Annotated in this window: 25 protein-coding genes; 11 read left to right on the forward strand and 14 right to left on the reverse strand. The window is 54.1% G+C overall.

What is annotated here, in order from left to right:
- The first annotated feature begins 97 nt into the window (after nucleotides 1–97).
- Nucleotides 98–952 (forward strand): helix-turn-helix transcriptional regulator, encoded by an 855-nt coding sequence (locus ACPUC7_RS08385; protein ID WP_494922540.1) that lies wholly within the window; start codon nucleotides 98–100, stop codon nucleotides 950–952.
- Here ACPUC7_RS08385 and ACPUC7_RS08390 read toward each other — a convergent pair.
- The 4 genes from ACPUC7_RS08390 to ACPUC7_RS08405 form a co-directional block, all read right to left on the reverse strand.
- Entirely contained in the window at nucleotides 942–1,925 is a 984-nt protein-coding gene (locus ACPUC7_RS08390) for a glycosyltransferase family 32 protein (RefSeq protein WP_494922541.1), read from the reverse strand. The genes ACPUC7_RS08385 and ACPUC7_RS08390 overlap by 11 nt on opposite strands.
- A gap of 174 nt (nucleotides 1,926–2,099) precedes the next feature.
- Nucleotides 2,100–3,125, reverse strand: a complete 1,026-nt coding sequence (locus ACPUC7_RS08395; protein WP_494922542.1) for a Gfo/Idh/MocA family protein — start codon at nucleotides 3,123–3,125, stop codon at nucleotides 2,100–2,102.
- 150 nt (nucleotides 3,126–3,275) lie between these two features.
- Entirely contained in the window at nucleotides 3,276–3,851 is a 576-nt protein-coding gene (locus ACPUC7_RS08400; RefSeq protein WP_494922543.1) for a VapC50 family PIN domain-containing toxin, read from the reverse strand.
- Nucleotides 3,851–4,312 (reverse strand): helix-turn-helix domain-containing protein, encoded by a 462-nt coding sequence (locus ACPUC7_RS08405; RefSeq protein ID WP_494922544.1) that lies wholly within the window; start codon nucleotides 4,310–4,312, stop codon nucleotides 3,851–3,853. Before ACPUC7_RS08405 ends, ACPUC7_RS08400 begins: the two co-directional genes overlap by 1 nt.
- A gap of 312 nt (nucleotides 4,313–4,624) precedes the next feature.
- Here ACPUC7_RS08405 and ACPUC7_RS08410 point away from each other — a divergent pair, with 312 nt between their 5' ends.
- From ACPUC7_RS08410 to crtB, 5 genes are read left to right on the forward strand one after another with little or no spacing between them, the layout of a single operon-like run.
- Nucleotides 4,625–5,530, forward strand: a complete 906-nt coding sequence (locus ACPUC7_RS08410) for a polyprenyl synthetase family protein (RefSeq protein WP_494922545.1) — start codon at nucleotides 4,625–4,627, stop codon at nucleotides 5,528–5,530.
- 14 nt (nucleotides 5,531–5,544) lie between these two features.
- Nucleotides 5,545–6,822, forward strand: a complete 1,278-nt coding sequence (locus ACPUC7_RS08415) for a glycosyltransferase (RefSeq protein ID WP_494922546.1) — start codon at nucleotides 5,545–5,547, stop codon at nucleotides 6,820–6,822.
- Nucleotides 6,822–7,985, forward strand: a complete 1,164-nt coding sequence (gene crtY / locus ACPUC7_RS08420; RefSeq protein ID WP_494922547.1) for a lycopene beta-cyclase CrtY — start codon at nucleotides 6,822–6,824, stop codon at nucleotides 7,983–7,985. Before ACPUC7_RS08415 ends, crtY begins: the two co-directional genes overlap by 1 nt.
- Complete coding sequence (locus tag ACPUC7_RS08425) at nucleotides 7,982–9,463, forward strand: phytoene desaturase (RefSeq protein WP_494922548.1); 1,482 nt, start codon at nucleotides 7,982–7,984, stop codon at nucleotides 9,461–9,463. The genes crtY and ACPUC7_RS08425 overlap by 4 nt, the downstream gene beginning before the upstream one ends.
- Nucleotides 9,460–10,389 (forward strand): 15-cis-phytoene synthase CrtB, encoded by a 930-nt coding sequence (gene crtB, locus ACPUC7_RS08430; RefSeq protein WP_494922549.1) that lies wholly within the window; start codon nucleotides 9,460–9,462, stop codon nucleotides 10,387–10,389. The genes ACPUC7_RS08425 and crtB overlap by 4 nt, the downstream gene beginning before the upstream one ends.
- Here the strand turns inward: crtB and ACPUC7_RS08435 are convergent.
- Nucleotides 10,328–10,861, reverse strand: a complete 534-nt coding sequence (locus ACPUC7_RS08435; protein ID WP_494922550.1) for a sterol desaturase family protein — start codon at nucleotides 10,859–10,861, stop codon at nucleotides 10,328–10,330. The genes crtB and ACPUC7_RS08435 overlap by 62 nt on opposite strands.
- Nucleotides 10,862–10,932: 71 nt before the next feature.
- Complete coding sequence (locus ACPUC7_RS08440; protein ID WP_494922748.1) at nucleotides 10,933–11,214, reverse strand: type II toxin-antitoxin system RelB/DinJ family antitoxin; 282 nt, start codon at nucleotides 11,212–11,214, stop codon at nucleotides 10,933–10,935.
- Between the two features lie 407 nt (nucleotides 11,215–11,621).
- On the opposite strand from ACPUC7_RS08440, the gene ACPUC7_RS08445 reads away from it, so the two are divergent.
- On the forward strand, nucleotides 11,622–12,812 hold the full coding sequence (locus tag ACPUC7_RS08445; RefSeq protein WP_494922551.1) for an MFS transporter: 1,191 nt from the start codon (nucleotides 11,622–11,624) through the stop codon (nucleotides 12,810–12,812).
- A 24-nt stretch (nucleotides 12,813–12,836) separates the two neighbouring features.
- Here the strand turns inward: ACPUC7_RS08445 and ACPUC7_RS08450 are convergent, their stop codons facing one another.
- From ACPUC7_RS08450 to ACPUC7_RS08460, 3 genes are all read right to left on the reverse strand, one after another.
- Nucleotides 12,837–13,184 carry an ArsR/SmtB family transcription factor gene (locus ACPUC7_RS08450; protein WP_494922552.1) on the reverse strand — a complete coding sequence of 116 codons (348 nt, stop codon included), beginning with the start codon at nucleotides 13,182–13,184 and terminating at the stop codon, nucleotides 12,837–12,839.
- Nucleotides 13,185–13,250: 66 nt separating this feature from the next.
- Nucleotides 13,251–13,718: a heme-degrading domain-containing protein gene (locus tag ACPUC7_RS08455; protein WP_494922553.1), complete on the reverse strand. Its 468-nt coding sequence runs from the start codon at nucleotides 13,716–13,718 to the stop codon at nucleotides 13,251–13,253.
- Between the two features lie 92 nt (nucleotides 13,719–13,810).
- Nucleotides 13,811–14,824 carry a LacI family DNA-binding transcriptional regulator gene (locus tag ACPUC7_RS08460; protein ID WP_494922554.1) on the reverse strand — a complete coding sequence of 338 codons (1,014 nt, stop codon included), beginning with the start codon at nucleotides 14,822–14,824 and terminating at the stop codon, nucleotides 13,811–13,813.
- Nucleotides 14,825–15,024: 200 nt separating this feature from the next.
- Here ACPUC7_RS08460 and ACPUC7_RS08465 point away from each other — a divergent pair, with 200 nt between their 5' ends.
- The gene (locus ACPUC7_RS08465) at nucleotides 15,025–16,218 is read left to right on the forward strand and encodes an L-talarate/galactarate dehydratase (protein WP_494922555.1); all 1,194 of its coding nucleotides are present in this window, start codon (nucleotides 15,025–15,027) and stop codon (nucleotides 16,216–16,218) included.
- On the opposite strand, the gene clcA is transcribed toward ACPUC7_RS08465, so the two are convergent.
- Nucleotides 16,215–17,624, reverse strand: a complete 1,410-nt coding sequence (gene clcA / locus ACPUC7_RS08470; protein ID WP_494922556.1) for a H(+)/Cl(-) exchange transporter ClcA — start codon at nucleotides 17,622–17,624, stop codon at nucleotides 16,215–16,217. The genes ACPUC7_RS08465 and clcA overlap by 4 nt on opposite strands.
- 138 nt (nucleotides 17,625–17,762) lie before the next feature.
- Entirely contained in the window at nucleotides 17,763–18,110 is a 348-nt protein-coding gene (locus tag ACPUC7_RS08475) for a cupin domain-containing protein (protein ID WP_494922557.1), read from the reverse strand.
- A gap of 145 nt (nucleotides 18,111–18,255) precedes the next feature.
- Here ACPUC7_RS08475 and glsB point away from each other — a divergent pair, with 145 nt between their 5' ends.
- A complete protein-coding gene (glsB, locus tag ACPUC7_RS08480; RefSeq protein WP_494922558.1) occupies nucleotides 18,256–19,179 on the forward strand; it encodes a glutaminase B in 924 nt (307 codons plus the stop codon).
- Here the strand turns inward: glsB and ACPUC7_RS08485 are convergent.
- Nucleotides 19,176–19,397, reverse strand: coding sequence for a hypothetical protein (locus ACPUC7_RS08485; protein ID WP_494922559.1), 222 nt, complete (start codon nucleotides 19,395–19,397; stop codon nucleotides 19,176–19,178). The two genes, glsB and ACPUC7_RS08485, sit on opposite strands and share 4 nt — an antisense overlap.
- Before the next feature lie 56 nt (nucleotides 19,398–19,453).
- On the reverse strand, nucleotides 19,454–20,395 hold the full coding sequence (locus ACPUC7_RS08490) for a D-2-hydroxyacid dehydrogenase (protein ID WP_494922560.1): 942 nt from the start codon (nucleotides 20,393–20,395) through the stop codon (nucleotides 19,454–19,456).
- Nucleotides 20,396–20,581: 186 nt separating this feature from the next.
- Here ACPUC7_RS08490 and ACPUC7_RS08495 point away from each other — a divergent pair, with 186 nt between their 5' ends.
- Nucleotides 20,582–20,998: a DUF2946 domain-containing protein gene (locus ACPUC7_RS08495; protein WP_494922561.1), complete on the forward strand. Its 417-nt coding sequence runs from the start codon at nucleotides 20,582–20,584 to the stop codon at nucleotides 20,996–20,998.
- 73 nt (nucleotides 20,999–21,071) lie between these two features.
- Complete coding sequence (locus ACPUC7_RS08500; protein ID WP_494922562.1) at nucleotides 21,072–22,808, forward strand: DUF2534 family protein; 1,737 nt, start codon at nucleotides 21,072–21,074, stop codon at nucleotides 22,806–22,808.
- A gap of 71 nt (nucleotides 22,809–22,879) precedes the next feature.
- On the opposite strand, the gene ahr is transcribed toward ACPUC7_RS08500, so the two are convergent.
- A complete protein-coding gene (gene ahr / locus ACPUC7_RS08505) occupies nucleotides 22,880–23,896 on the reverse strand; it encodes an NADPH-dependent aldehyde reductase Ahr (RefSeq protein WP_494922564.1) in 1,017 nt (338 codons plus the stop codon).
- Nucleotides 23,897–24,051: the final 155 nt, after the last annotated feature.

Raw genomic sequence — 24,051 nt, forward strand, 5'->3', positions numbered from 1 at the left:
TGGTTGCAGTACGGCATAGCATCACCTAACCGTTAAACGGGTACCAGTTCTTGTTTATCATGGTATAAACACTACCCGTCTTGTTAAGGATCTGTGTATGCACCTCGCTTCCACGCCCGTCACTGCTGAACACAACAACCGCAAATTATTGGGGACTTTTCTGCGCACCAGACGCGAAAATCTCGATCCCAATCGCCTCGGTTTGCCGCGCATGCGCCATCGCCGCACGCCGGGTTTACGCCGTGAAGAAGTGGCGCAGTTGGCCGATGTTGGCGTGACCTGGTACACGTGGCTGGAGCAAGGGCGCGATATCAAAGCTTCGCCGAAAACCCTCACCGCGATTGCGGCGGCTTTGCAATGCAATGATGTGGAAACCCAGCATTTATTCTCGCTGGCGGGACATGCGTTGCCTTCGGTGCGTGTGGCCGCCGCCTGCTGCAAAATTGCCGCGCATAATCAGCAGATGCTGGATGCCATCCAGTTACCGGCGATTATTGAAACGCCGCGCTTTGACATCCTCGGCTACAACGCCGCGTGGTGCGGATTGATGGGCGTGGATTTAGCGGAAATCGCGCCGGAAGATCGTAACTGTATCTGGCTGGCGTTCAATCACCCGGTTTGGCGCAAAGTGATTCGCGATTGGGACGAGGTGATGCCGCAAATGGTGGCGATGTTTCGTGGGCAAATGGGCGAGCATCTGGGCGATCCGCATTGGGAAAACTTCCTCGCGCGGCTGCTGAACAGCTCTGATGAATTTGCGCACACCTGGCAGCGTTACGAATTGGGCCAGGTGGAGAATCGCGTCAAACGTTTTTATCGCGAGGAAGTCGGCGAAATGACGCTGCGCCAGAATAACTGGTGGTCGGCTTCACGCAACGGCGATCGTTTGCTGGTTTACGTGCCGGACGATGCAATTAGCGCCACATCGCTTCAGCAGTTGATTAATTCGTAATTTTCGTCAGCGCCTGCGGACGCATGTTTTGCGGGCTGGGCAACAAAACCCGGCCCAGCAGACTATCTTTGTTGACCACGCCATATTTCAGGTTGGTTTCGAGATATTTGCGATCCAAGCCGGTCAGTTTTGTTAACGGTGGCAGCACCGTCGGTAAGCGATCCACCATCAGCATGCGGCTTAACTTCACCGGCCGCCATTCCGCCAAACTTTGATACAACAACGCGCAGGCTTCGCATTTGCGCAGGTAGAAGTTGTATTGATTGTTTTCCCGCAGCGCCTGCTGCTGGGCGATATACACCACTAAATAATCCGGCGGCGTAATGCCCTGCACAATGGTTTCGTAATTGGGCAGCGCTAACAGCTGGCGGAAAAATTCCTCTGCGCCAACCTCAATGATCGGACGGAAATAGTGCAGCCAGCGACCGATAAAGGCGTTATTTTTCGGTGCAGCGAGGAACCAGGATTCAATCACCGGATAGGCTTTATCGAGAGTTGAACCGTCGCGATAGAAGGCGATCAGGTCATAATTATCCGCAGCATTCACCGCCAGCAATTCGTCCAGCGTGCGATTAAGAATGATGGTGGCATCCATCCAAATCCCGCCATAACGATGCAGCAGTTCCAGCCTGATCACGTCACTTTTGTGCGAAGGACGCATATCGCGATGCACAAATTCCAAATCAGGAAGATAAGATTTGATGTTCAGATTATTAATCACCGTAACCTGATAGCCTGGATTTTCACGGATGATTTTATCCACGAAGATTTGTACTTCAGCAGGTAAGGTTTCGCTTTCCCAATACATCCATACCTGACGTGGAATAGCGGCGGGCGCGTTTTGCTGGGAAAACAGATTGATATCTTGTTCCAGCGCGGGATTGTATTCCGGCAACGTGCGGCGTTTAGTGAATTTTTTTTCCGCCAGTAAACATAGCGAAACCAGATGTGTTTTGAATTTATTGTTTTTCATCATTCCTGCCGCAGGTAGCCAATTTTCGCCCCAAAAGTGGCTCAAAATTAACAAACGGCGGTGATTCCGACAATTTAATAACGCGGAAATGGAACACTTTAAGAGAATACGGAGGGAGCGAAATGTGCGAATGGGTCACCATAAATGGCGACCTCATTCGATCAATTGAAACAACTATTCCAATTCCACCACCCGGTTTTCACGCGCGCTGATAAATGCGGCATCCAACACCGCCAGCACACTGATTGCTTGCTCGGTGGTCACTGGCGGTAGCGTGCCATTGCGCACCGCCTCGGCAAACTGTTGGTAATATTGGTGATAGGCGCCCTGCTCCGATGGCACCAACTGGTCGCCATTCGTTTTGTGCAAACTGCCCCAGCTTTCGCGCGGCTCGTAGCCCCAACCGGCCAAATCATCCGCCGGACGTTTCCCGGCATAAACATCTTGCGCCTGCACATCGGTGCCGTGTGACAGGTAGCTGCCTTCATCACCGTACAAACGCAGTTCGCGGCACTTCATATGATTGATTTTGGTGGCGGAAACGTAGGAGTGCGTACCGTTGTGATGCGTCAAGGTCAGCATAAAACTGGCATCAGTTGACCCAACCGGGAGTTCAACGAAATTCATTTGCGCATACACCGATTTCACCGGCCCCATCAGCCAAATCGCCTGATCAACAATGTGGCTACCTAAATCGCGCAGCAAGCCGCCGGTTGGTCCACCTTCCAGCGTCAGCGCATCGTCAAAATCCATGCGGTTATGCAAACGCCACACTTTGCCAACGCGTTGTTCATCGAGGATTTTTTTCAGCGTTAAGATGTCCGCATCGTAACGGCGATTGTGGTAAACGCTCAGCACCACACCTTTTTTCGCGGCTGCTGCGGCTAATTCGCGCCCGGTCTTCGCATCCGGTGCAAACGGCTTGTCGGCAATCACCGCCACGCCCGCTTCAATGGCTTCCAACACTAATTCGCGACGCGTTTGCGGCGGCGTGGTGATGGTGACGATATCCATGCCCGCCGCCAACATCTCAGTTAAGCTGACGTAAATCGGTACATCAGGAAAATCTGCTTTTGCTCGCGCCACGGTTTCAGGAGCACGAGCAACAATCCCCGCCAGCTCCAGGCCCTTCGCCGCGTTAATGAAAGGTGCGTGAAAGTATTTTCCGCCACCGCCATAGCCCACAATGCCAATTTTCATGCTGCCTCCGTGTGAGATGAATCGGGATTAACCTGTTTAGTAATAACATATTTGCAACAATTTAAAACGTTCAATCCGCCACATTTGGCATAAAAATATCATTTTCCAGTAAATTGGCTTTATTATGCCATGACGATCAAGGAATATGGACTAAATCAGTGAGCGAAATGGTTGAAGCGCATGAACGGTCATTGGCAATCCCTGACGCAGTAAAGACGCCAGATAAACCGGGGAATCCATTTTGGGATTTTTAAGGGATGAGCGTTGGGCATTGACCGCTTTTAAAACCAAGGCTTGATTTAAATCGAACAGGTCCATAATGAATTCGTCCGGATGCATCGATTCAATTTCAAACTCAGATAAAAGCGCTAGGGGAAAATCCTTTAAATTCATCGTTACAATGACTTCTGCCTTGCACCTTACCGCTGCCGCTACAACATGCCGGTCATTTGGATCGGGGAGCGTAATGCTCGATATAAGTGGCTCGAACCCGGTCACTAAGGCATCAGGAAGGGCTTTATTCATCAGCATTCCAATACGTGCAATTTGCTCAGAGGTTATCTCAGGTCGATTCGCGAGCAAATTGCGCTGCCACTCATTTTGAATAGTGTCACTCCACTTAGGTTGATACAAACCGGTTAGACCAAGACGTAGCAGTAAATCTCGCAACGTCGAGGGATATAACACGCATGCATCCAACACAACGGCATAAGGCGAATGGTTCATCAATATAAATTGAGATCCTGGCTATGGTCTGCCAACTCCTGCATGGCGTCATTGCTCTCTTTGGCACGATTTTCTTTGAACCGCATGAGATCAGCAAAAAGGACGCGGCGGTGGCGGCCGGTTTTATGATGTGGGAGCTGACCTTGTTCCAAAAGCTTCACTAAATGGGGACGTGAAACATTCAGCATATTCGCCGCTTCCTGCGTCGTTAACTCAGCATGTACTGGCACAACCTGAACCGCATTTCCCAATGCTAACTCGCCCAAAATTGACACCAGCAATGTCAGAGCAGAAGTGGGGAGTTCAATTAAGTGCGTCTCATTGTGTTCATCCTGAATGGCAATTTTTTGTGTTTCCAATGCCGTTGAGAGATAAGCAGCGAGCTCTCTTTGGCCTTTCAATGCGGCTTCAATTTCTTTTGGAGCCGGTAAGTTCAAGCCATCCAGAATTGAGTTTTTCATTGGTTTTCCATTTGATAGTTCGTGAGTGCCAAACGTGCCTACCAAAGATTAATCGAAATAAACGAAACGCGCAATATTCGAAATAACCGAAACCAAGTCTAACTTTTCACCTCAACGCCTGTAATTTAGCCAAAGATAATCATACAAACCTTGAAATGGTTGCCATGTGTATATAAACAGCAACCGTAATGCATAACGGCCCAAATGATTCTGATTGTCTGCCAGCACGTCTTACACGCTGGCGAACTCACCTTACGCAGTCTACGGTTAATCAAAAAAGCATAAAAATTTCATCAACCATGGAAAGCCGCTATGACCGCCCATGTCGACACCACAGCACCTCTGGAAAGTGAACTTCACCAGTTGCAGCAAATTTTACAGGCGCATCTTGAGCATTTGTTGCCTGCTGGACAGCAATCGGATCAGGTTAGAGCCGCGATGCGTGCCGGTACTCTGGCGCACGGCAAACGCATTCGCCCGCTATTGCTGCTGCTTGCCGCGCGCGACATGGGTTGTGAATCGTCGCAACATGGTGTGCTTGATCTCGCCTGTGCGGTGGAAATGGTGCACGCGGCATCGCTGATTCTCGATGATATTCCTTCGATGGATAACGCGCAGATGCGCCGTGGTCGTCCCACGGTACATCGCGAATTTGGTGAGAACGTGGCGATTCTGGCGGCGATCGCGCTGCTAAGTCGCGCCTTTGAAGTGATTGCCGTTGCGCCCGGTTTACCCGCGATCCACAAGTCCGAAGCCATTGCCGAACTCTCTTCCGCCGTGGGTTTACAAGGCTTGGTGCAAGGGCAATTCCAGGATCTGCATGATGGCGCGCAGAGCCGCAGCCCTGAAGCTATCGCCATCACCAATGAACTGAAAACCAGCGTGCTGTTTCGTGCCACTTTGCAGATGGCGGCGATCGCTGCGGATGCCTCGCCGCAGGTGCGTCAGCGCCTCAGTTTCTTCGCCCAGGATTTGGGACAGGCTTTCCAGTTGCTCGACGATCTGATCGACGGTTGCCAGCATACCGGCAAAGATCGCCATCAGGATCAGGGTAAATCCACCTTAGTGCAGATGCTGGGTGCCGACGGTGCAGAACGCCGCTTGCGCGATCACCTGCAAAGCGCCGATGCGCATCTCGCCTGCGCCTGTCATCGCGGCATCGCCACACGTCAATATATGCACGCCCTGTTTAATCAACAGTTGGCGATGTTCCACTGAACGCGGCTCCGCCGATGGGCCATTTCGCGGTGATCGCACCGCCGTTGTATAGCCATTTCCATGCGTTGCAGGCGCTAGCACAAACGCTGCTGGCGCGCGGCCATCGCATCACCTTTATTCAACAAGCTGATGCGCGCACCTTATTGAATGATCAACGCATCGGCTTTGCTTCAGTCGGTGACCAGACCCATCCCGCCGGTTCGCTGGCGGCGGTATTACAGCGTTTGGCGGCACCGGGCGGTTTATCGTTGTTTCACGTGATTCGCGATCTGGCGGCAAGCACCGACATGCTGTGCCGCGAGCTGCCCGCAATGTTCAAGTCGCTCAATATTGATGGCGTGATTGCCGATGAAATGGAGGCCGCGGGCGGTTTGGTGGCTGAAGCCTTGCACCTACCGTTTGTTTCGGTGGCATGCGCATTGCCGGTGAATCGTGAAGCTAGCATTCCGCTCGCCGTGATGCCTTTCCGTTACGCGCAGGATGAAAAAGCGCTCAAACGTTTTCAGACCAGCAGCGACATCTACGATCGCCTGATGCGCCGTCACGCCGAGGTGATCGCTAAACATGCCGCTGCGTTTGGTTTAACGCCGCGTCGCGGCCTGCATCAATGCCTGTCACCGCTGGCGCAAATCAGCCAAATGGTTCCGGCCTTTGATTTCCCGCGCCAGCAGCTGCCCGCCTGCTTTCATGCCGTTGGGCCACTGCGCGCGCCGGTTACGGCTCCAAAGCCTGAAATTCCGTGGCCCGAACTGCATCAACCCGTGGTTTATTGTTCACTCGGCACGCTGCAAGGTCATCGTTTTAGCTTGTTTCAGCACTTGGCGCAGGCGTGCCGCGCGCAGCGATTATCGTTAGTGATCGCCCATTGTGGTGGCCTCGATGCCCATCAAGTGCGCCAACTTGAACTGGCCGGTGCCGCGTGGGTTACTGATTTTGTCGATCAGCGCGCCGCCTTGCAGCACGCACAACTGTTTATCACGCATGCCGGATTGAACAGCGCGTTGGAGGCGTTGGAATGCGGTACGCCGATGCTGGCGCTGCCGATTGCCTTTGATCAACCGGGCGTGGCCGCGCGGATTGAATGGCATGGTGTCGGCCGCCGCGCATCGCGTTTTAGCCGGGTTCATCAATTGGAACATCATCTACAAAAACTGTTGGCTGACGATCGCTACAAGCGGCGAATGTCGGCCATTCAAGCGCAGTTACAACGCGCGGGTGGCTGTGAACGTGCGGCAGACATTGTTGAACTGGCGCTGTGTCAGCAGCAAGTTGTGCTGGCGGAGGCCACCTGATGCAGCCTGATTATGATGTGATTCTGGTGGGTGCTGGCCTGGCGAATGGTTTGATTGCGCTGCGTCTGCGCCAGTTGCAACCGCAACTCAAATGCTTGCTGCTGGAGAGCGATGCCCAGCCAGCGGGCAATCACACCTGGTCGTTCCATCGTAGCGACCTCAGCGCAGAACAATTTAGCTGGCTGGAGCCGCTGATTTCAGTGCGCTGGCCTGGCTATCAGGTGCGCTTCCCCGCGCTGCGCCGTAATTGTGGCGGTGAATATTGCTCGATTGCTTCGGAAGATTTTGCGCGTCAGTTGATAGATGTGATGGGCGAGCATCTGTGGACAAATGCGGCGGTAAGCGCGCTTAGCCCAACGCACGTCACGCTTGCCGATGGGCGAAAGTTGCCAGCAAAAGTGGTGATTGATGGCCGCGGTTTGCAACAGACGCCGCATCTCCAGCTTGGTTTTCAGGTATTTATCGGCCAGGAATGGCAAACGATGCAGCCGCACGGTTTAACCCAGCCAATTTTGATGGATGCCACCGTCGATCAGCGCGATGGCTATCGTTTTGTTTACACGCTGCCACTCAGCGCCGACCGGCTGCTGATTGAAGATACCCATTACGTCAATCAACCTATGTTGGATGAAAGCGTTGCGCGTCAACACATCAATGAATACGCCCAACAACAAGGTTGGATGCTGAAGTCGTTGTTGCGTGAAGAGCGCGGAATTCTGCCGATCACCCTAAGCGGCGATATCAATCAATTCTGGCAACATCAGCGCGACCAACCGTGCAGCGGCCTGCGTGCCGGATTGTTTCATGCCACCACCGGCTATTCCTTGCCATCCGCCGTGGCGTTGGCCGATCTGATTAGCCGTTATTTGCCCTGCGATGCGCAGACGCTTAGCCAGCACATTGAACATTTCGCCCGCCAGCAATGGCGTGAGCAGCGCTTCTTTCGCTTATTAAATCGCATGCTGTTTCTCGCCGGTAAACCGCAACAACGCTGGCGTGTGATGCAACGTTTTTACCGACTTGATGGCGGATTGATTCGCCGCTTTTACGCCGGGCAACTACGGCTCAGTGATAAAACCCGCATTCTGTGTGGCAAACCGCCAGTGCCGGTCGGCGAAGCCATCCGTGCCTTGCTGACCGAACCAACAGGGAAGACAAAATGAAACGCACTTTTGTAATTGGCGCTGGCTTTGGTGGCCTGGCGCTGGCAATTCGTCTGCAAGCGGCAGGCATTCCTACCACATTGCTGGAGCAGCGCGACAAGCCCGGTGGACGTGCCTATGTCTGGCAGGATCAGGGTTTTACTTTTGATGCCGGGCCAACGGTGATCACCGATCCCAGCGCCATTGAAGAGTTGTTCCAGCTGGCGGACAAATCACTCAGCGATTACGTCGAGATGATGCCGGTTACGCCCTTCTATCGCTTGTGTTGGGAAGATGGTAAACGCTTTGATTACGACAACAATCAAACGTTGCTGGAGCAGCAGATTGCCGCATTTAACCCGCAAGATGTCGCCGGTTATCGGGAATTTCTTAGCTACTCGCGCGCGGTATTCAAAGAAGGTTATCTCAAGCTTGGCACGGTGCCATTTCTGCACTTCCGCGACATGTTAAGCGTTGCGCCACAGCTGGGCCGTTTGCAGGCCTGGCGCAGCGTTTACAGTATGGTGGCAAAATTTATACAGGATGATCACTTGCGACAGGCATTTTCCTTTCACTCGCTGCTGGTCGGCGGTAATCCTTTTGCAACGTCATCGATCTATACCTTAATTCATGCGCTAGAACGCGAATGGGGCGTGTGGTTTCCGCGCGGCGGCACTGGCGCGCTGGTGCAAGGAATGGCGCGACTATTTACCGATCTCGGTGGTGAATTGCTGCTGAATGCCGAGGTGAATCAGCTGGAAACCCAAGGCGATCGCATTAGCGGCGTGCAGTTGAAAGATGGACGCCGTTTTGACGCCGCCGCCGTGGCCTCGAATGCGGATGTGGTGCACACCTACGATCGCTTGTTGCGCCATCATCCTGCTGCGCAAAAACGTGCTGCTACGCTGAAAAAAAAACGTATGAGCAACTCGTTGTTTGTGCTCTATTTTGGTTTGAATCAGCCGCATCCTCAATTGGCGCATCACACCGTGTGTTTTGGTCCGCGCTATCGTGAGCTGATTGACGAAATTTTTAACAGCAATCAACTGGCAGATGACTTTTCGTTATATCTGCATGCGCCATGCTGTAGCGATCCGTCGCTGGCGCCGCCGGGCTGCGGCAGCTTTTACGTATTGGCACCGGTGCCGCATCTCGGCACTGCCGACATCGACTGGCAACAGGAAGGACCGCGCTTGCGCGATCGAATTTTTGCTTATCTGGAGCAACACTACATGCCGGGATTACGTCAGCAATTGGTGACACACAGAATGTTTACGCCGTTTGATTTTCGCGACACGTTGCATGCCCATCATGGCTCGGCGTTTTCGCTGGAGCCGATTTTGACGCAAAGCGCCTGGTTCCGTCCGCATAATCGCGATGCTGATATTCGCAATCTCTATTTGGTCGGCGCGGGAACCCATCCCGGCGCGGGCGTGCCCGGCGTGATTGGTTCCGCCAAAGCCACCGCCCAGCTGATGCTGGAGGACCGCGCGGAATGAATCGACAGCCCTTGCTGGAAGAAGTCACGCAAACCATGGCGCTGGGTTCGAAAAGCTTTTCCACTGCCGCCAAATTATTTGATGCACCAACCCGCCGCAGCACCTTGATGCTGTATGCGTGGTGTCGTCACTGTGACGATGTGATTGATGGACAAACGCTCGGCGAAGGCGGCACGCAACATGCAGTTGAAGATGCTCAGGCGCGCATGCTGCATTTGCAGATTGAAACGCGTCGCGCTTACAGCGGTGCGCACATGGATGAACCGGCGTTTCGCGCCTTTCAGGAAGTGGCGCTGATCCACCAGCTTCCGCAGCAGTTGGCGTTTGATCATCTCGAAGGCTTTGCCATGGATGCGCGCGAAGAACGTTATGAAAGCTTCGAGGATACGCTGCGTTACTGCTATCACGTCGCTGGCGTTGTCGGTTTGATGATGGCGCGTGTAATGGGCGTGCGCGATGAAAGTGTGCTCGATCACGCCTGCGATTTGGGCCTGGCATTTCAGTTAACCAACATCGCGCGCGATATCGTAGAAGATGCCGGTAATGGTCGCTGCTATTTGCCGAAAAGCTGGCTGGATGAGGTTGGATTGCGCGCCGATTCGCTCAATGCGCCGCAACATCGCGCCGCTCTGGCAATTTTGGCGGCGCGTTTGGTGGCAGAAGCCGAACCTTATTACCAATCGGCGCAATCCGGATTGCCTGGTTTGCCATTACGGTCAGCATGGGCGATTGCCACCGCGCGCGGCGTGTATCGCGAAATTGGCGTCAAAGTACAGCACGCCGGTGCGCACGCCTGGGATTGCCGGCAGCGCACCAGTCGTAGCGAGAAACTGGCATTGTTGATAAAAGGTGCCGGTTTAGCGCTTACTTCGCGTTTGGCTCGTCCCGAAGCGCGTCCGGCGGGTTTGTGGCAGCGTCCACGTTAACCTTGCGCCCGTGACGCTGACGCAACGCCGCTTGCAGTTTGTGCAGCGGCGGCGCGTACAGAAACCCAAACGACACGCACCCTTCACGTCCACGCACCGCATGATGCATGCGGTGCGCCATGTATAAACGCTTGAGATAACCTTTGCGCGGAATGTAGCGGAACGGCCAACGCTGATGCACCAGACCATCGTGCACCATAAAATAGAGCGCGCCGTAGGTGGTCATCCCCGCGCCAATCCATTGCAGCGGCCACACGCCTTGCACACCGACATAAATCAGCACAATCGCCAGTACTGCGAACACCAGCGCGTAGAGATCGTTGAGCTCAAACTTGCCGCTGTGCGGTTCGTGATGCGACAAATGCCAGCCCCATCCCCAACCGTGCATGATGTATTTGTGCGACAACGCCGCGACAATCTCCATCAACACCACCGTCGCCAACAGGATGAGCGCATTCCATATCCAGAGCATTGTTCGTCCATTCGTCGAAAGAGGAATAGTAAAGGTGGACGCGGATGGACGTCGGCGCAAGTTAAGTTGGCTCACAAATCATCCAGCATCACTCTTACAGGCCGCGGATTTTTCAGGCGATGACGAGCAACGTCCAACAACTCCGCGTCTTCTTCACTTATCAAGGCAACTTTTACCGGCAATCGTTGATGCTCAACGATATATTCCAATGTTTGTCTCACTACCTCGGTAGGAGTAACACTCATTTTTTCAAGAACGGCAAATGCCCGTATCTTGAGATCATCATCGATTTTCAGGTTAATGTTGGTTTTAAATTCGTTCGCAGCAATGACATTGGTATCCACAATTTTCATCATCTATCCCCATGATGTAAAACTCTTTGATTCTGTCAGGTGCGCATAAATGCACACCCTACAAAGCCCTGTTCGTGCCGTAGGGTCGCCATTCATGGTGACCTATTAGCGGGCATTAGGAAGACGTTTTACCCCTTTCCCATCTTAAAAGCCCATTGGTTTCAGATGAGTTGTTGAAAAATGGAATGCTCTCCGCAGAAGATCGCGGCGGTTTGCAGGAACTTAACCGAATTTTAGATCTGCATGGGCTTTTGTCGGATGAGTACTGGCGTTTTAACGGGTTTACATCTTGCGTATCACTCGCTAGTATTTGCCCTCTTTCAGCGGTCATCGCCGCTGCGTAAGCGTTAACGTCAACCAACGCACCATATGCAGACTTGGTCTGCCTTATTCTTATGGTGCGAAAAATGACCCAATCTGCATTTTCAGCAATTCCTGCCCTGCGTCGCTCTGGTTTTTTCCTGTTCCTGCTGCTGCTCACCGCGGCAAATTTACGCACGCCAATCACCGCCGTTGGGCCGGTGCTGGAGAACATTCGTCACACCTTTGGTCTGAGCGCCAGCGCGGCGGGAGTAATCAACTTCTTACCGCTGTTAATGTTCGCCACCTTAGCGCCGCCTGCGGCCTGGTTCGGTAATCGCTTTGGTCTGGAGCGCAGTTTGTGGGGCGCGTTGCTGCTGATTACCTTGGGATCGCTGCTGCGCATCAGCGGCAGTGAAACGGCGTTGTGGGCGGGAACGGTGCTGCTCAGTTCCGGTATCGCGGCCGCCAACGTGCTGCTGCCACCGCTGATCAAACGCGATTTCACCGAACACACCGCACGCTATGTTGGGCTGTATGCCATGACCATGGCGATCACCGCCAGCATTGCCTCTGGCGTGGTGGTGCCGCTGGCGGAGATGACACGCGCAGGTTGGCGTCTTTCGCTCGCCGTGTGGTTGATTCCCGCTATCGTCGCGCTTTTCGCTTGGCTGCCCTATCTGAAAAAGTCCGCCGCTCCTGCAAACACCGCGTTAAAAACCAGCAGCAACCGCTCGCCGTGGCGCGCCGCGTTGGGCTGGCAGGTTTCACTGTTTATGGCGTGTCAGTCGCTGGTGTTTTACACCTTGATCGGCTGGTTCACCCCTTTCGCGCAAGATAATGGCATTAGCCAACTTGAAGCGGGCGGCATGTTGTTCGTCTATCAGATTGTGGCGATCGTTTCGAATCTGGCATGCATGAGCGCATTGAAAAAATTACGCGACCAGCGGGCAATTGGTTTTCTGGCATCGCTGTCGATTTTCATCGCCGTAGCAGGATTGTTAATGGCGCCGAACTACGCGCTGATGTGGTTAATTCTGGCCGGACTGGGCGCTGGCGCATCGATGGTGATTTGTTTGTCACTGTTTAATCTGCGTACTGCCGATCATTTACAGGCCTCGAAATTATCCGGCATGGCGCAGTGCGTCGGTTATGGGCTGGCGGCGCTTGGACCATTATGTTTTGGCATGTTGCATGATGCGAGCGGCAACTGGCATGCGCCGCTGATGTTGCTGTTGGTGATTGCGGCGGTGCAGATGGTGGTGGCGACGCTGGCGGGACGCGCACGGGTGATTTGATCGAGGTCACCATAAATGGCGACCCTACGGTTTGATTTGGAAATCATCTAGGGTTGAACGGGTTAATGTATCCTGCTCGGTCGCGCTTAACAGTGAATCCAACAAGCCAGGAAAACGGGCATCGAGATCGTCGCGACGCAGCGAAAGCAGGTTTTCACGCCCGGACGGTTTTTGCCAAATCACGCCGCCTTCACGCAGTACGCGCCAATGATGGGTCAACGTCGATTTAGATACCCCTTTCAGCAGCGATCCACAGGTGTGTTCGCCGCCATCCGCCAGAATACTCACCACCGTCATGCGCATCGGATTGCCTAGGGCGGTGAGTACATTTTCCAGTCGAATTTCGTCGCGTTGCGGATGGTTATCTAGCATGAACAGCCTCTCTTTTGTTCGTATAAATACGAATTATCAGGCAGGATTCACGCGGTGTACAGTTGTCTATCCGTGCAGCAACTGTGCAATGCCCCACAGCGCTAACGCGTGATCGTCTTCGGAAGGTAAACCGCTAATTGTCACCGCGCCAATGATCGCGCCCTGCGGCGTCAGCAGCGGGAAAGAGCCGCCATGATCGGTGTAATCTTCCTGACGAATATTGCGCTGTTGCGCCATCCGCTCGCCTTTCTGTTCATTAAGAAAACCCACATACATTGATGAGTGACCGGTTAGCAGCACAGTGTTACGTTTGCGGCGTGCCCATTCGAGGTTTTCTGGAGCGGAACCCGGCAATGCCGCCAGAAACGCCACCTGACCAAATGCATACACTTCAATCGCGATGGGCGCTTGTTCTTCACGCCCGCGCTGCTGGATGCTTTGCCCAATTTGCCACGCTAAATCAAAATCAAACTGCGGCAAGCGGTGCTCAGCTTCTTGTTGCAATAGCGCTTCTAACGATGGAAGTGCAGACATGTTCAAGATCCCTTCAATTGAAATTAATTTTCCATATTTTATAACATGGAAGATATTTTTCGCATGTGATGAGGTTCTCAGTTCATCTTCCGCTAGCCGGAATCGCGTGGCACCATGGCAAAGCCGAGATCGATAATCGGTTGGTTAACCTCTTTACCGTGCAGGCGATTCAACAATTGTTCTGCCGCCAGTTGACCCATGCGATGGCGATCGATGCTGACCGTGGTGATGGCGGGGAAATTAGCCGCCGCAAAATCTAAATCGCCAAAACCAATCACCGCTAGCTCTTTTGGTATGTTCATTCTGCGCGCTTGCGCTTCCATTAACGCGCCTTGCGCCAACGTATCTGAACTGCACACCAACACGTCCACATTCGGATGCGCATCGAGTAATTGCGCACACGCTTCCCTGCCGCGCAACATCAAAGCAGGCAAAGCGACCGGCATATCAACGAGCGGCGCGATATCCTGCACGCTCAATGCCTCGAGCAAGCCCTGTTTACGTTGTAGTGCGCGGCGGTCGTCGGTCCAAATCAAACCCGGCCGCTGATAACCTTGTTCCGCCAGGTAAGCCGCCACGCGCGCGCCAACCTTCTCGTGCGAGAATCCCACCAGCATATCGATCGGCGTGGGCGTCATGTCCCAGATCTCCACCACCGGAACCTCGTTCTGTAACAGCATCTTTTTCAATGGGCTGCTGTGATGAATGCCGGTCAACACGATGCCATCCGGACGCCGCGAAAGCAGCGTTGCTACCGTTTCCGCTTCGGTTTCAGCTTCATAGCCGGTCACACACAGCAGCATGTGATAGCCACGTGCGCTCAATGTGTCGTTCAGCGTTTGGATGGTATCGACAAACATGTTGTTGTTGATTTGCGGTACCACCACCGCGATTAAGCGGCTGCGATTGCTTGCCAAACTGCCGGCTTGCGCATTGGGGATATAGCCGGTGGCGCTGATCGCCGCTTTCACTTTCGCCACCGTTGCCGGTCGCACTTGCTGTGGCGAGTTTAAGGCGCGGCTGACCGTCATCGGCGAAATCCCGGCAACCCGTGCCACATCTTCCAGCGTTGGTGCGGTTTTTCGCACTGTTTTAATCTCTTTCATAGCAGCTCAGAATGCGGGAAATTGGCCTTAGCTTAACAGGCTAAAGACAGGAGACAATTTTAAAACGCATAAATGTTAGGGCTATCATCTTTTACAAACCTCATGCTCAAAATGTGATCTTATCAGTATTAATTAACTCTTTTACTGCGGCATAGTTCTTTTCAACATAAATGTTAGCGCAATCATTTAGCGGAGGTTTTATGTCGAGTGTGAATTCCAATGCCGTCAGTTACGCCACAACCCAAGGCGCGGGTAATGCCAGCGAAAGCGGCGATCGTATTGTTTGGGTCAATTTGTCGCTGGCCTTTTTACCGTTAGCGACGCCAGTCAGCGATGCCAAAGTATTGACCGGACGGCAAAAGCCGTTGACCGAAGTGGCCATCATCGTGGCGGAGATTGAAACCCGCGATGGCTTTAGCGGCATCGGCTTCAGTTATTCTAAGCGCGCCGGAGGGCAAGGCATCTACGCACACGCCTGTGAAATCGCCGATGCGTTGTTGGGTGAAGACCCGAATGACATCGACAAGATTTACACCAAACTGCTGTGGGCTGGCGCGTCAGTGGGACGCAGCGGCATGGCGGTGCAGGCGATTTCTCCATTCGATATCGCGCTGTGGGACATGAAAGCGCGTCGCGCGAAGTTGCCGCTGGCGAAATTACTTGGCGCACATCGCGATTCGGTGCAGTGCTACAACACGTCCGGCGGTTTCCTGCATACGCCGCTTGATCAGGTGATCAAGAACGTGGCGATTTCGCGCGAAAGCGGCATTGGTGGTATCAAACTCAAAGTCGGCCAACCGAATACCGCCGAAGATTTACGCCGTTTAACCGCCGTGCGCCAGACGCTGGGCGATGACTTCCCGCTGATGGTGGATGCCAACCAACAATGGGACCGTGAAACCGCCATTCGCATGGGCCGCAAGATGGAGCAGTTTAATCTGGTGTGGATTGAGGAACCGCTGGATGCCTACGATGTTGAAGGTCACGCCGCACTGGCTACCGCGCTTGATACGCCGATAGCCACCGGTGAAATGCTCACCAGTTTCCGCGAACATGAACAACTGATTCTCGGCAATGCCAGCGACTTTGTGCAGCCAGATGCACCGCGCGTCGGCGGCATTACGCCATTCTTGAAAATCATGGATTTAGCCGCGCGTCACGGTCGTAAATTGGCACCGCATTTTGCCATGGAAATCCACATTCATCTGGCCGCCGCTTACCCGATTGAACCCTGGCTTGAGCATTTTGAATGGCTGAATCCACTGTTCAATGAGCAACTAGAATTGCGCGATGGACGCATGCTGATTTCTGATCGCCACGGCCTGGGCTTCAGCCTGAGCGAGCAGGCCCGCCGCTGGACCCGCTTAACGCACAGCGTTGGCAAACGACCTTAACCGCTGTTCTTCGGCAGCGCAGCAGGTTGATTGAGCTGCGCTTTGGCTAAGGTGCGCGCCAGAATGGAGGAATACAGCGGTTTGCCGCCGAAGAATTGCGCCGCCAGCGTCGCGCCGAGGCAAGTGATGATCATCGGCAAAATCAGCTGATAGTTGTTGGTCATTTCCAGCACCAGCACGATGCCGGTCAATGGCGCACGCACCGAGGCGGCAAACAGTGCGCCCATGCCCGCGACGGCAAAAGTCGCCGCTTCGAGGTGATAGCCGGGAAACCATTGCAGGCACAACTGACCAAAACAGGTGCCGAGCAGCGTGCCCAATGTCAGCATCGGCGCAAAAATGCCGCCTGGCGCGCCAGACGAGAAACAACAAATCGTCACCAAGGTGCGCAGCATAAACAGGCCAAATAACGCCAGCGCGCCATATTGCCCGCTGGAAAAATCAGGGATCAAGGTGATACCGCCGCTGACGGCATGTGGCAGCCAAAGCCCCAGCACACCACACAATCCGGCCAGCAAACTTCCCCACATCACCCAAGCGCCAACGCGCCCTTTATGCAGCCGCTGAAACTGATCCTGTGCGAGAAAAATCAAACGATTAAACGCTACGCCGCAACCGCCAAACAACACGCCTAGCACCAGATAGAGCCACAAGGTTTCAGTTGGCGCATCGCGCAGTTGACCGATGTTAATGATCGCTTCGTTGCCGTTGCACAGGCGAAACACGATGCTCGACACGATTACGCCAACAAATACCGCTTTGATGGAAATCAGGCTGTAGCGAAACTGCGGCCGCATCTCTTCGATGATGAACAAAATGCCGGCTAACGGCGCATTGAACGCCGCAGAAAGCCCTGCCGCCGCGCCGGTTGCCAATAAAGTGTGGCGCGATTCAGACGATCTCACGCGGAACAGATCCAAACACATACCGCCGATATTGCCGCCCATCTGCACGGTTGGCCCTTCGCGCCCTAACGCCATGCCCGATCCCAGCGCGCCTAAGCCACCAATAAATTTCACCGGCAATACCCGCCACCAGCGCACCGGACGCAACTCTTCCAGCGCCCCTTCTATTTCGGGTATACCCGAACCACCGGCTTCCGGCGCGAAGCGGCGTACCAGGAAATAGCCGATGCTACCCAACAAGGCGGCCGCGGCAAAGGCGAAGAGCACTTTTAGCAGCGGATGCGTTGTCGCGCCTTCTAACCAATTTATCCGCGCGTGCAAAATAAAATTCACCGCGCGATCAAACGCCACGCCCACCAATCCAGTCAACACGCCAACCAGCGCCGCGAGCAGCAACAGAGCAACCGGCGTTTTATCGCGACGCAATAATTTTTGCAGCAGCAAAAAACGTCCCGCGGTTTGGGGTTGGGTGGTTTCGGCAGCGTTATGTGCAGCAGACATCGGTTTCCTCAACAACAATCTGGCGGTGATATCGGCTCGCCAGTTAGCGTAATTTGGTCACCATAAATGGCGATCCTACGAAATTGAGTAGCATACTCAAATGCATCGCGGTGTAACGCAATCATTCGCAACAGAATTTTACACTGAACTCGGCAATTCACCGTAATGTACGGCGAGCCACACGGTTGGGCCGTTGCTGTCGGTCCAGTTAACGCGATGGCGGCAACCGGGCGGAATGTTGAGCGTATCACCCACTTGTAAGTGGCGTTCCTGCGCTTCGCCTTCCAACTGCAATCCCGCCGAACCTTGCAGCACCAGCACCCATTCCCCTTGCGTTTGGCAGTACCAAAAATCCGGCGGGCTGGCCTGTCCGGTCGAGACAATGCGTTCAATATGCAGATTCGGCTGCATCAGCAAGGTTTCAAATGTCTCCGCGCTGGCGTTATTCGCCGCAGCGGGAAAATCGCGGAGTAGATTAGTGATCATCGTGCGGGCTCGACATTTAATGAAAACAATCCGCAATGTAACGCAGGCTTCACCCAGAAGGCTCACAGAATTTTACGCAGGCAATTGACGCGCTGCACGCAAATCACCATCATCCCGGCCATCAATAGCGACATGGAGCGTGACGGTGTCAGAACTCAGTAATGCATTGCTCGAAGAGATTGTGAGCGAAGTGCGTCCCTTAACCCAGCAGGGGAAAGTGGCAGATTACATTCCGGCGTTGGCCGATGTGAATGCCGACCAACTGGGCATCGCGATTTGCACGCCCGATGGACGCTGTTATCAGGCGGGCGATGCCACCACGCGCTTCTCGATTCAATCCATTTCCAAAGTGTTGTCACTGAGCGTTGCGCTGACATTGTATGAAGATGCAGAAATCTGGCAACGCGTGGGCAAAGAGCCGTCCGGGCAGGCGTTTAATTCGCTGGTGCAGTTGGAACTGGAACAAGGCAAACCACGCAATCCGTTTATCAATGCGGGTGCTTTGGTGATGTGTGATTTGCTGGAAAGCCGCCTTACCGCGCCACGTCAGCGCATGCTGGAAATTGTGCGGCGTTTGGCGCAGCAAAATGACATCAATTATGACCGCGTAGTAGCGCGTTCCGAATACGAACATTCAGCGCGTAACGCCGCCATTGCCTGGCTAATGAAATCGTTCGGCAACTTCCATAACGACGTGAGCAAAGTGATGGAAACCTACTTCCATTACTGTTCTCTGTCGATGAACTGCGAAGAACTGGCGCGCACCTTTCTCTATCTGGCGAATCAAGGGCGCACTCAGGACAACGAATCGGCGGTGATTTCTCCTCGTCAGGCGCGGCAAGTCAATGCGCTGATGATGACCAGCGGCATGTACGATGGTGCCGGCGAATTCGCCTGGCGCGTCGGCATGCCGGCTAAATCCGGTGTGGGTGGCGGGATTGTGGCGATCATTCCCGGTGACATGAGTATTGCGGTGTGGTCGCCCGCGCTGGATCACTCGGGCAACTCATTGGCTGGCACCGCGCTGCTGGAGAAACTCACCGAGCGGCTGGGCAGATCGATTTTCTAAATGATTATCAAAGCTTTATTCGAAATTTCGAATTCACTCATTAATTCTTTAAATTCGGCACTCAGTAATGCTTTTCGGCAAGCTTCATATTTTTCTTTGCTCACTACCATTACTGAGGTGCCATCAAGATGGACTATTTCCACAGTTTCGCCTGCAATCGCCATATCTAAAATATGTGTCAGATTTTCTTGAGCATTTGTGTATGAAAACTTTGTCATGTTACCTCCATTTATGCCGTTGAAATGTATTACACCCCAACGACAATGGCTGCAACTTAACTCACCACATTTTGCGCTTTGCCCTGCGCAAAGGCGGCGAGATTGCTTTCGATGCCACGCAGCAGATTCGCTACGCCTTGCTGGCTGGCCCAGGCGATGTGCGGGGTTAGCAGCAGATTCGGCACATCGGCTTGCAACAGCGGATGATCGGCTAGCGGGGGTTCGCGGGTCAGCACATCCAGCGCGGCGCCGGCAATCACGCCTTGACGTAATGCGTGTGCCAATTCGCTTTCGTTGATCAATCCACCGCGTGCGGTGTTGATCAGCAGCGCGGAAGGTTTCATCTGCGCCAATGCTTGCGCATTGATTAACTGCGCGGTTTGCGGCGTTAGCGGGCAGTGCAATGTCAGCACATCACAGCGCGCCAGCACTTCCTCAAACGGAAGATAACCAGTGCGCGGTGCAGAGGTTCCGGGACGTTCGGCGTACAGCACTTGCATGCCCAGCGCCTGCGCCATCTCGCCAACCGCGCTGCCGATATCACCTTTACCGACGATACCCAAAGTCGCGCCAAAAATGTCCTGAATCGGCTGGCGATGCACACAGAAATGGGCCGATTCCGGCCAGGCGGAACGCGTGCTGTTAGCGTAATCCAGCAGATGACGACGCAGCGCAAACAGCGCGGCAATCACACCTTCGGCCACGCTGCGCGTTGAATAGCCGGGCACGTTACTGACCACAATGCCGCGCTCGCGGCAGGTCGCTAAATCGATGCAGTCATAACCGGTGGCGGCCACGCAGATGAAACGCAGATCGGGCAGTTGTGCCAGCGTTTCTGCGCGCAGCGGCACTTTATTGGTGATGGCGATTTGTGCGCCTTGCAGCGCAGTGACAATCTCCGCGGCTTGCATGCTGCCGTGATAGTGCCAATCGGTACACCAAGTTGGACGTGTAGGCGGTTGCGGCAAGGTATCGCCATCCAACGTGACTATTTTCATCGTGGCTCCGTTTTGTTGTTTCTGCATTGTTCTCATCAAGTTGCATTAAGGTTAACAAAAGCTCAGCCGAAAGTGATGATTTTCAAAAGGTGCGAATTTTTCCTTAAATAGTCTCTATTTTTTTAACCCCGCCACGTCAATCGCGTTACACTTCCGCCTCATTTACGGAATCATCCACTAGCAACCATGACGTTTACACATCAATTCCGCCAACGCCTAACTGCCTGCGTCGCCATTGTGGCGGTGTTGCTGCTGTTCGTTGCGCCGATTGTGTCGAAATCGTTGATGGAGCGGCAGCGTCAAATCATGACCATGCCGCAGCACAGCATGATGGACAATTCGATGAGCCATCACCAAATGATGATGGCGGATATGTCGATGCCGGGCATGAATCATCACATGATGGACGATGGGGAATTTGCCTGCGGCTACTGTGATCTGCTGGTACATGTGCCGCTGCTGCTGTGGGTGTTTATTCCGTTCATTTGGCTGATCATGGTGATCTCGCGCGCCCCGCCGCTGCCCGTTGTGGTTGCGCCGATTGTGCGTCGCGTCAGTTGCCTCCATCGACCGCGCGCCCCGCCTGCAACGCTTCTCTGCTGATTGATTACGGTGCAACGATGTCGGGTACGCCCGTCATGCACTTTGGCATTCTTTTATCGGAAGGAAGACGGCTTTGTCTGTTGCTCACTCTGCATCACCGCGCGGTGCGGTGCTTAATCTGCTACGTCGCTTACATTTTTATATTGGGCTGTTTGTCGCGCCCTTCATCTTTGTGGCGGCACTCAGCGGCACGCTGTATGTGCTGACGCCACAACTGGAAAATCTGATTTATGCCGATGCGTTAACGGTGCAGCCGCACGGCGATGCGCAACCACTGTCGGCACAAATCAGTGCCGCACGCGCTTATGTTGGCGAAAACCAGCACATCTACGCGGTTCGTCCTGCACCTGGCGCGACCGATACCACGCGCGTGCAATTCAGCGATGCCACGCTCACTGATTCACGCACTCGCGCGGTGTTTATCGATCCTTACAGCCTAAAAGTGAAAGGCGATATGCCGGTTTATGGCACCAGCGGTGTATTGCCGCTGCGTACCACCATCGACTTGTTGCACAGTAGTTTGCTGCTCGGCGATTTCGGCCGTAACTACAGCGAACTGGCAGCGTCCTGGTTGTGGGTCGCGGCGTTAGGCGGTGTGGTGTTGTGGCTGGGAACGCGTCCGAAGCGCAAGCTGAAACAGCCGCGTAACGGCTTCACCTTTAGTCGCCACTGGCACATAACGCTCGGTCTGACATTGGTTGTGGGTTTGGTGTTCTTCTCGATCACCGGCCTCACCTGGTCACAATGGGCGGGCGGCAATATTGATCGCTGGCGTACCGAGCTGAATTGGTTAACGCCGCAAGTGAATACCTCGCTGAATAGCGATGCGCCGGCAACACCGGCTAATCCGCATGCCGAACATATGCCGGATATGGATATGTCGGGTATGAGCATGCCAATGTCGGCGATGACCAAACCGGCAGCGGCTCCGGCTAAACCGGTACTTAACAATGCCGCCGATACCGATTGGGATCGCGTATTAAGCGCCGCACGTCTGGATGGGCTGAGCGCCACCAAGCTTGAACTGCGTCAGCCGAAAAGTGCCGACAAAGCCTGGGCGGTAACGGAGATTGATCGCAGTTGGCCGACTCAGGTTGATGCGGTTTCCGTCAATCCGCAGGACTTCAGCGTGGTCGATCACGTCTATTTTGCCAATTTCCCGCTGGTTGCCAAGCTAACGCGTTGGGGCGTGGATGCGCACATGGGCGTGCTGTTTGGCTTGCCGAATCAATTGCTGCTGGCCTTCTTCGGCCTCGGTTTGTGCAGCATGATCGTGTTCGGATATCGCATGTGGTGGATTCGCCGTCCGAAAGACGTAGAAGCCAATCCGGCGCAAACGCTGACCGAAACCTGGATGGCGTTGCCACATTACGCCAAAGGTGCGTGGTTGATGGTGGCGCTGATGCTGGGCTATGCGCTGCCGGTGATGGGAGCCAGTCTGGTGGCGTTTCTGCTGGTGGATATTCTGCGCTGGCGCAAGCAACAACGTGCGCCACTGGACGAAGCCGCACTGTTGGCATCGCAGCAATCGCCGCTGGGCATTATCCGCGCGCGATTTGCGGTGAAGCGTAAAGAGATGCGCTACTTCCTGCGCGGTTTGTTCATTCTGGCGATGATTGTGGGTTCAGTGATGAGCAACGCGATTATTGGTGGCGTGATCGATCAATACGGCATTCCGTTCAGCCATTGGTCGCTGACCATGTACATCACGCAGGGCTTTATGATTGCGTTGTATACCACGGTGTTTACTGCCTTGATGTCGATTCCGTTGTGGTATTTCTTCCTCGGCGAGAAGGATGATCGCGGGTAAGTGCGTTCTGTTAAAAGGTGCGCAAATATGCGCACCAACTTTCGTAGGGTCGCCATTTATGGTGACCTGGTTTAAAAATCCGCCTTCAACACCACGCGATAATTAGCTTTCCCCGCGCGCACATGTTCCAGCGCTTCATTCACCTGCGACATTGGGAACTCCTCCACCTGCGGCGCGATATCGCTGCGTGCAGCCAGCTTCAGCAACGCCCGCAGTTGGCCTGGCGATCCAGTTGATGAACCGGTCAACGCGCGATCGCCCACAATCAAACTGAACGCCGGCACTTCAAACGGTTTCATCACTGCGCCAACGGTGTGAAACGCACCTTTACGCGCCAGCGCCTGATAATACGGCTTCCAATCCAATTCCACCGCCACGGTGCTGATGATCAAATCAAACTGTCCAACCAACGCGCTCAAAGCTTCAGGATCGCGGCTGTTGACGACGCGATCGGCGCCCATAGCTTTAATCGACTCGGTTTTTGCCGCCGACGAACTGAACGCGGTGACATGCGCGCCCATCGCCCGCAGCAGTTTGATCGCCATATGCCCCAACCCGCCGATGCCAATCACGCCGACGCGGCTGGTGGCAGAGATATTGTGCATCAACAACGGCTTAAATACGGTAATGCCGCCGCACAATAACGGGCCAGCGCTGGCGATATCCAGCGCATCCGGCAGCGGAATCACCCATTGCCAGTTGGCGCGCAAATGGCTGGCAAAGCCGCCTTTGTTGTTGATGGTCGAGGTTTTGCCGTTCTCACAGTTGACCTGATCGCCTTCAATGCAGGCATCGCAGTGCTGACAGCTTTTTGCCGTCCAGCCAATGCCAACGCGCTGGCCGATGTTTAGCCCTTTGTTGTGCGCCGCATCGCCCAACGCCACCACGCGCCCAATCACTTCATGTCCAGCGATCAACGGATAACGCGAACCGCCCCATTCGTTATCAATCATCGACAAATCAGAATGGCACACGCCGCAATACTCCACTTCGACCTGCACATCTTCGGCGGCCAGTGGCCCGGCATCGTATTCGTAAGGCACCAGCGCCTCACCCGCTTGCAGAGCGGCATAGCTGGAAATCTTCATCGCTGTCCTCGGAGGTTGATTTGACGACAGCAGTTTACCAAAGCAGCACATAATATAATGCTGAATAATCAGGGGATTGAGTGAGGGGATGCTGTTTTACAGGTAGGATCGAACGGTTAAAAAGGCCGCCATTGCTGGCGGCCTGCTTTAAAAAA

This window comes from Pantoea sp. CFCC18179 (assembly GCF_059412405.1).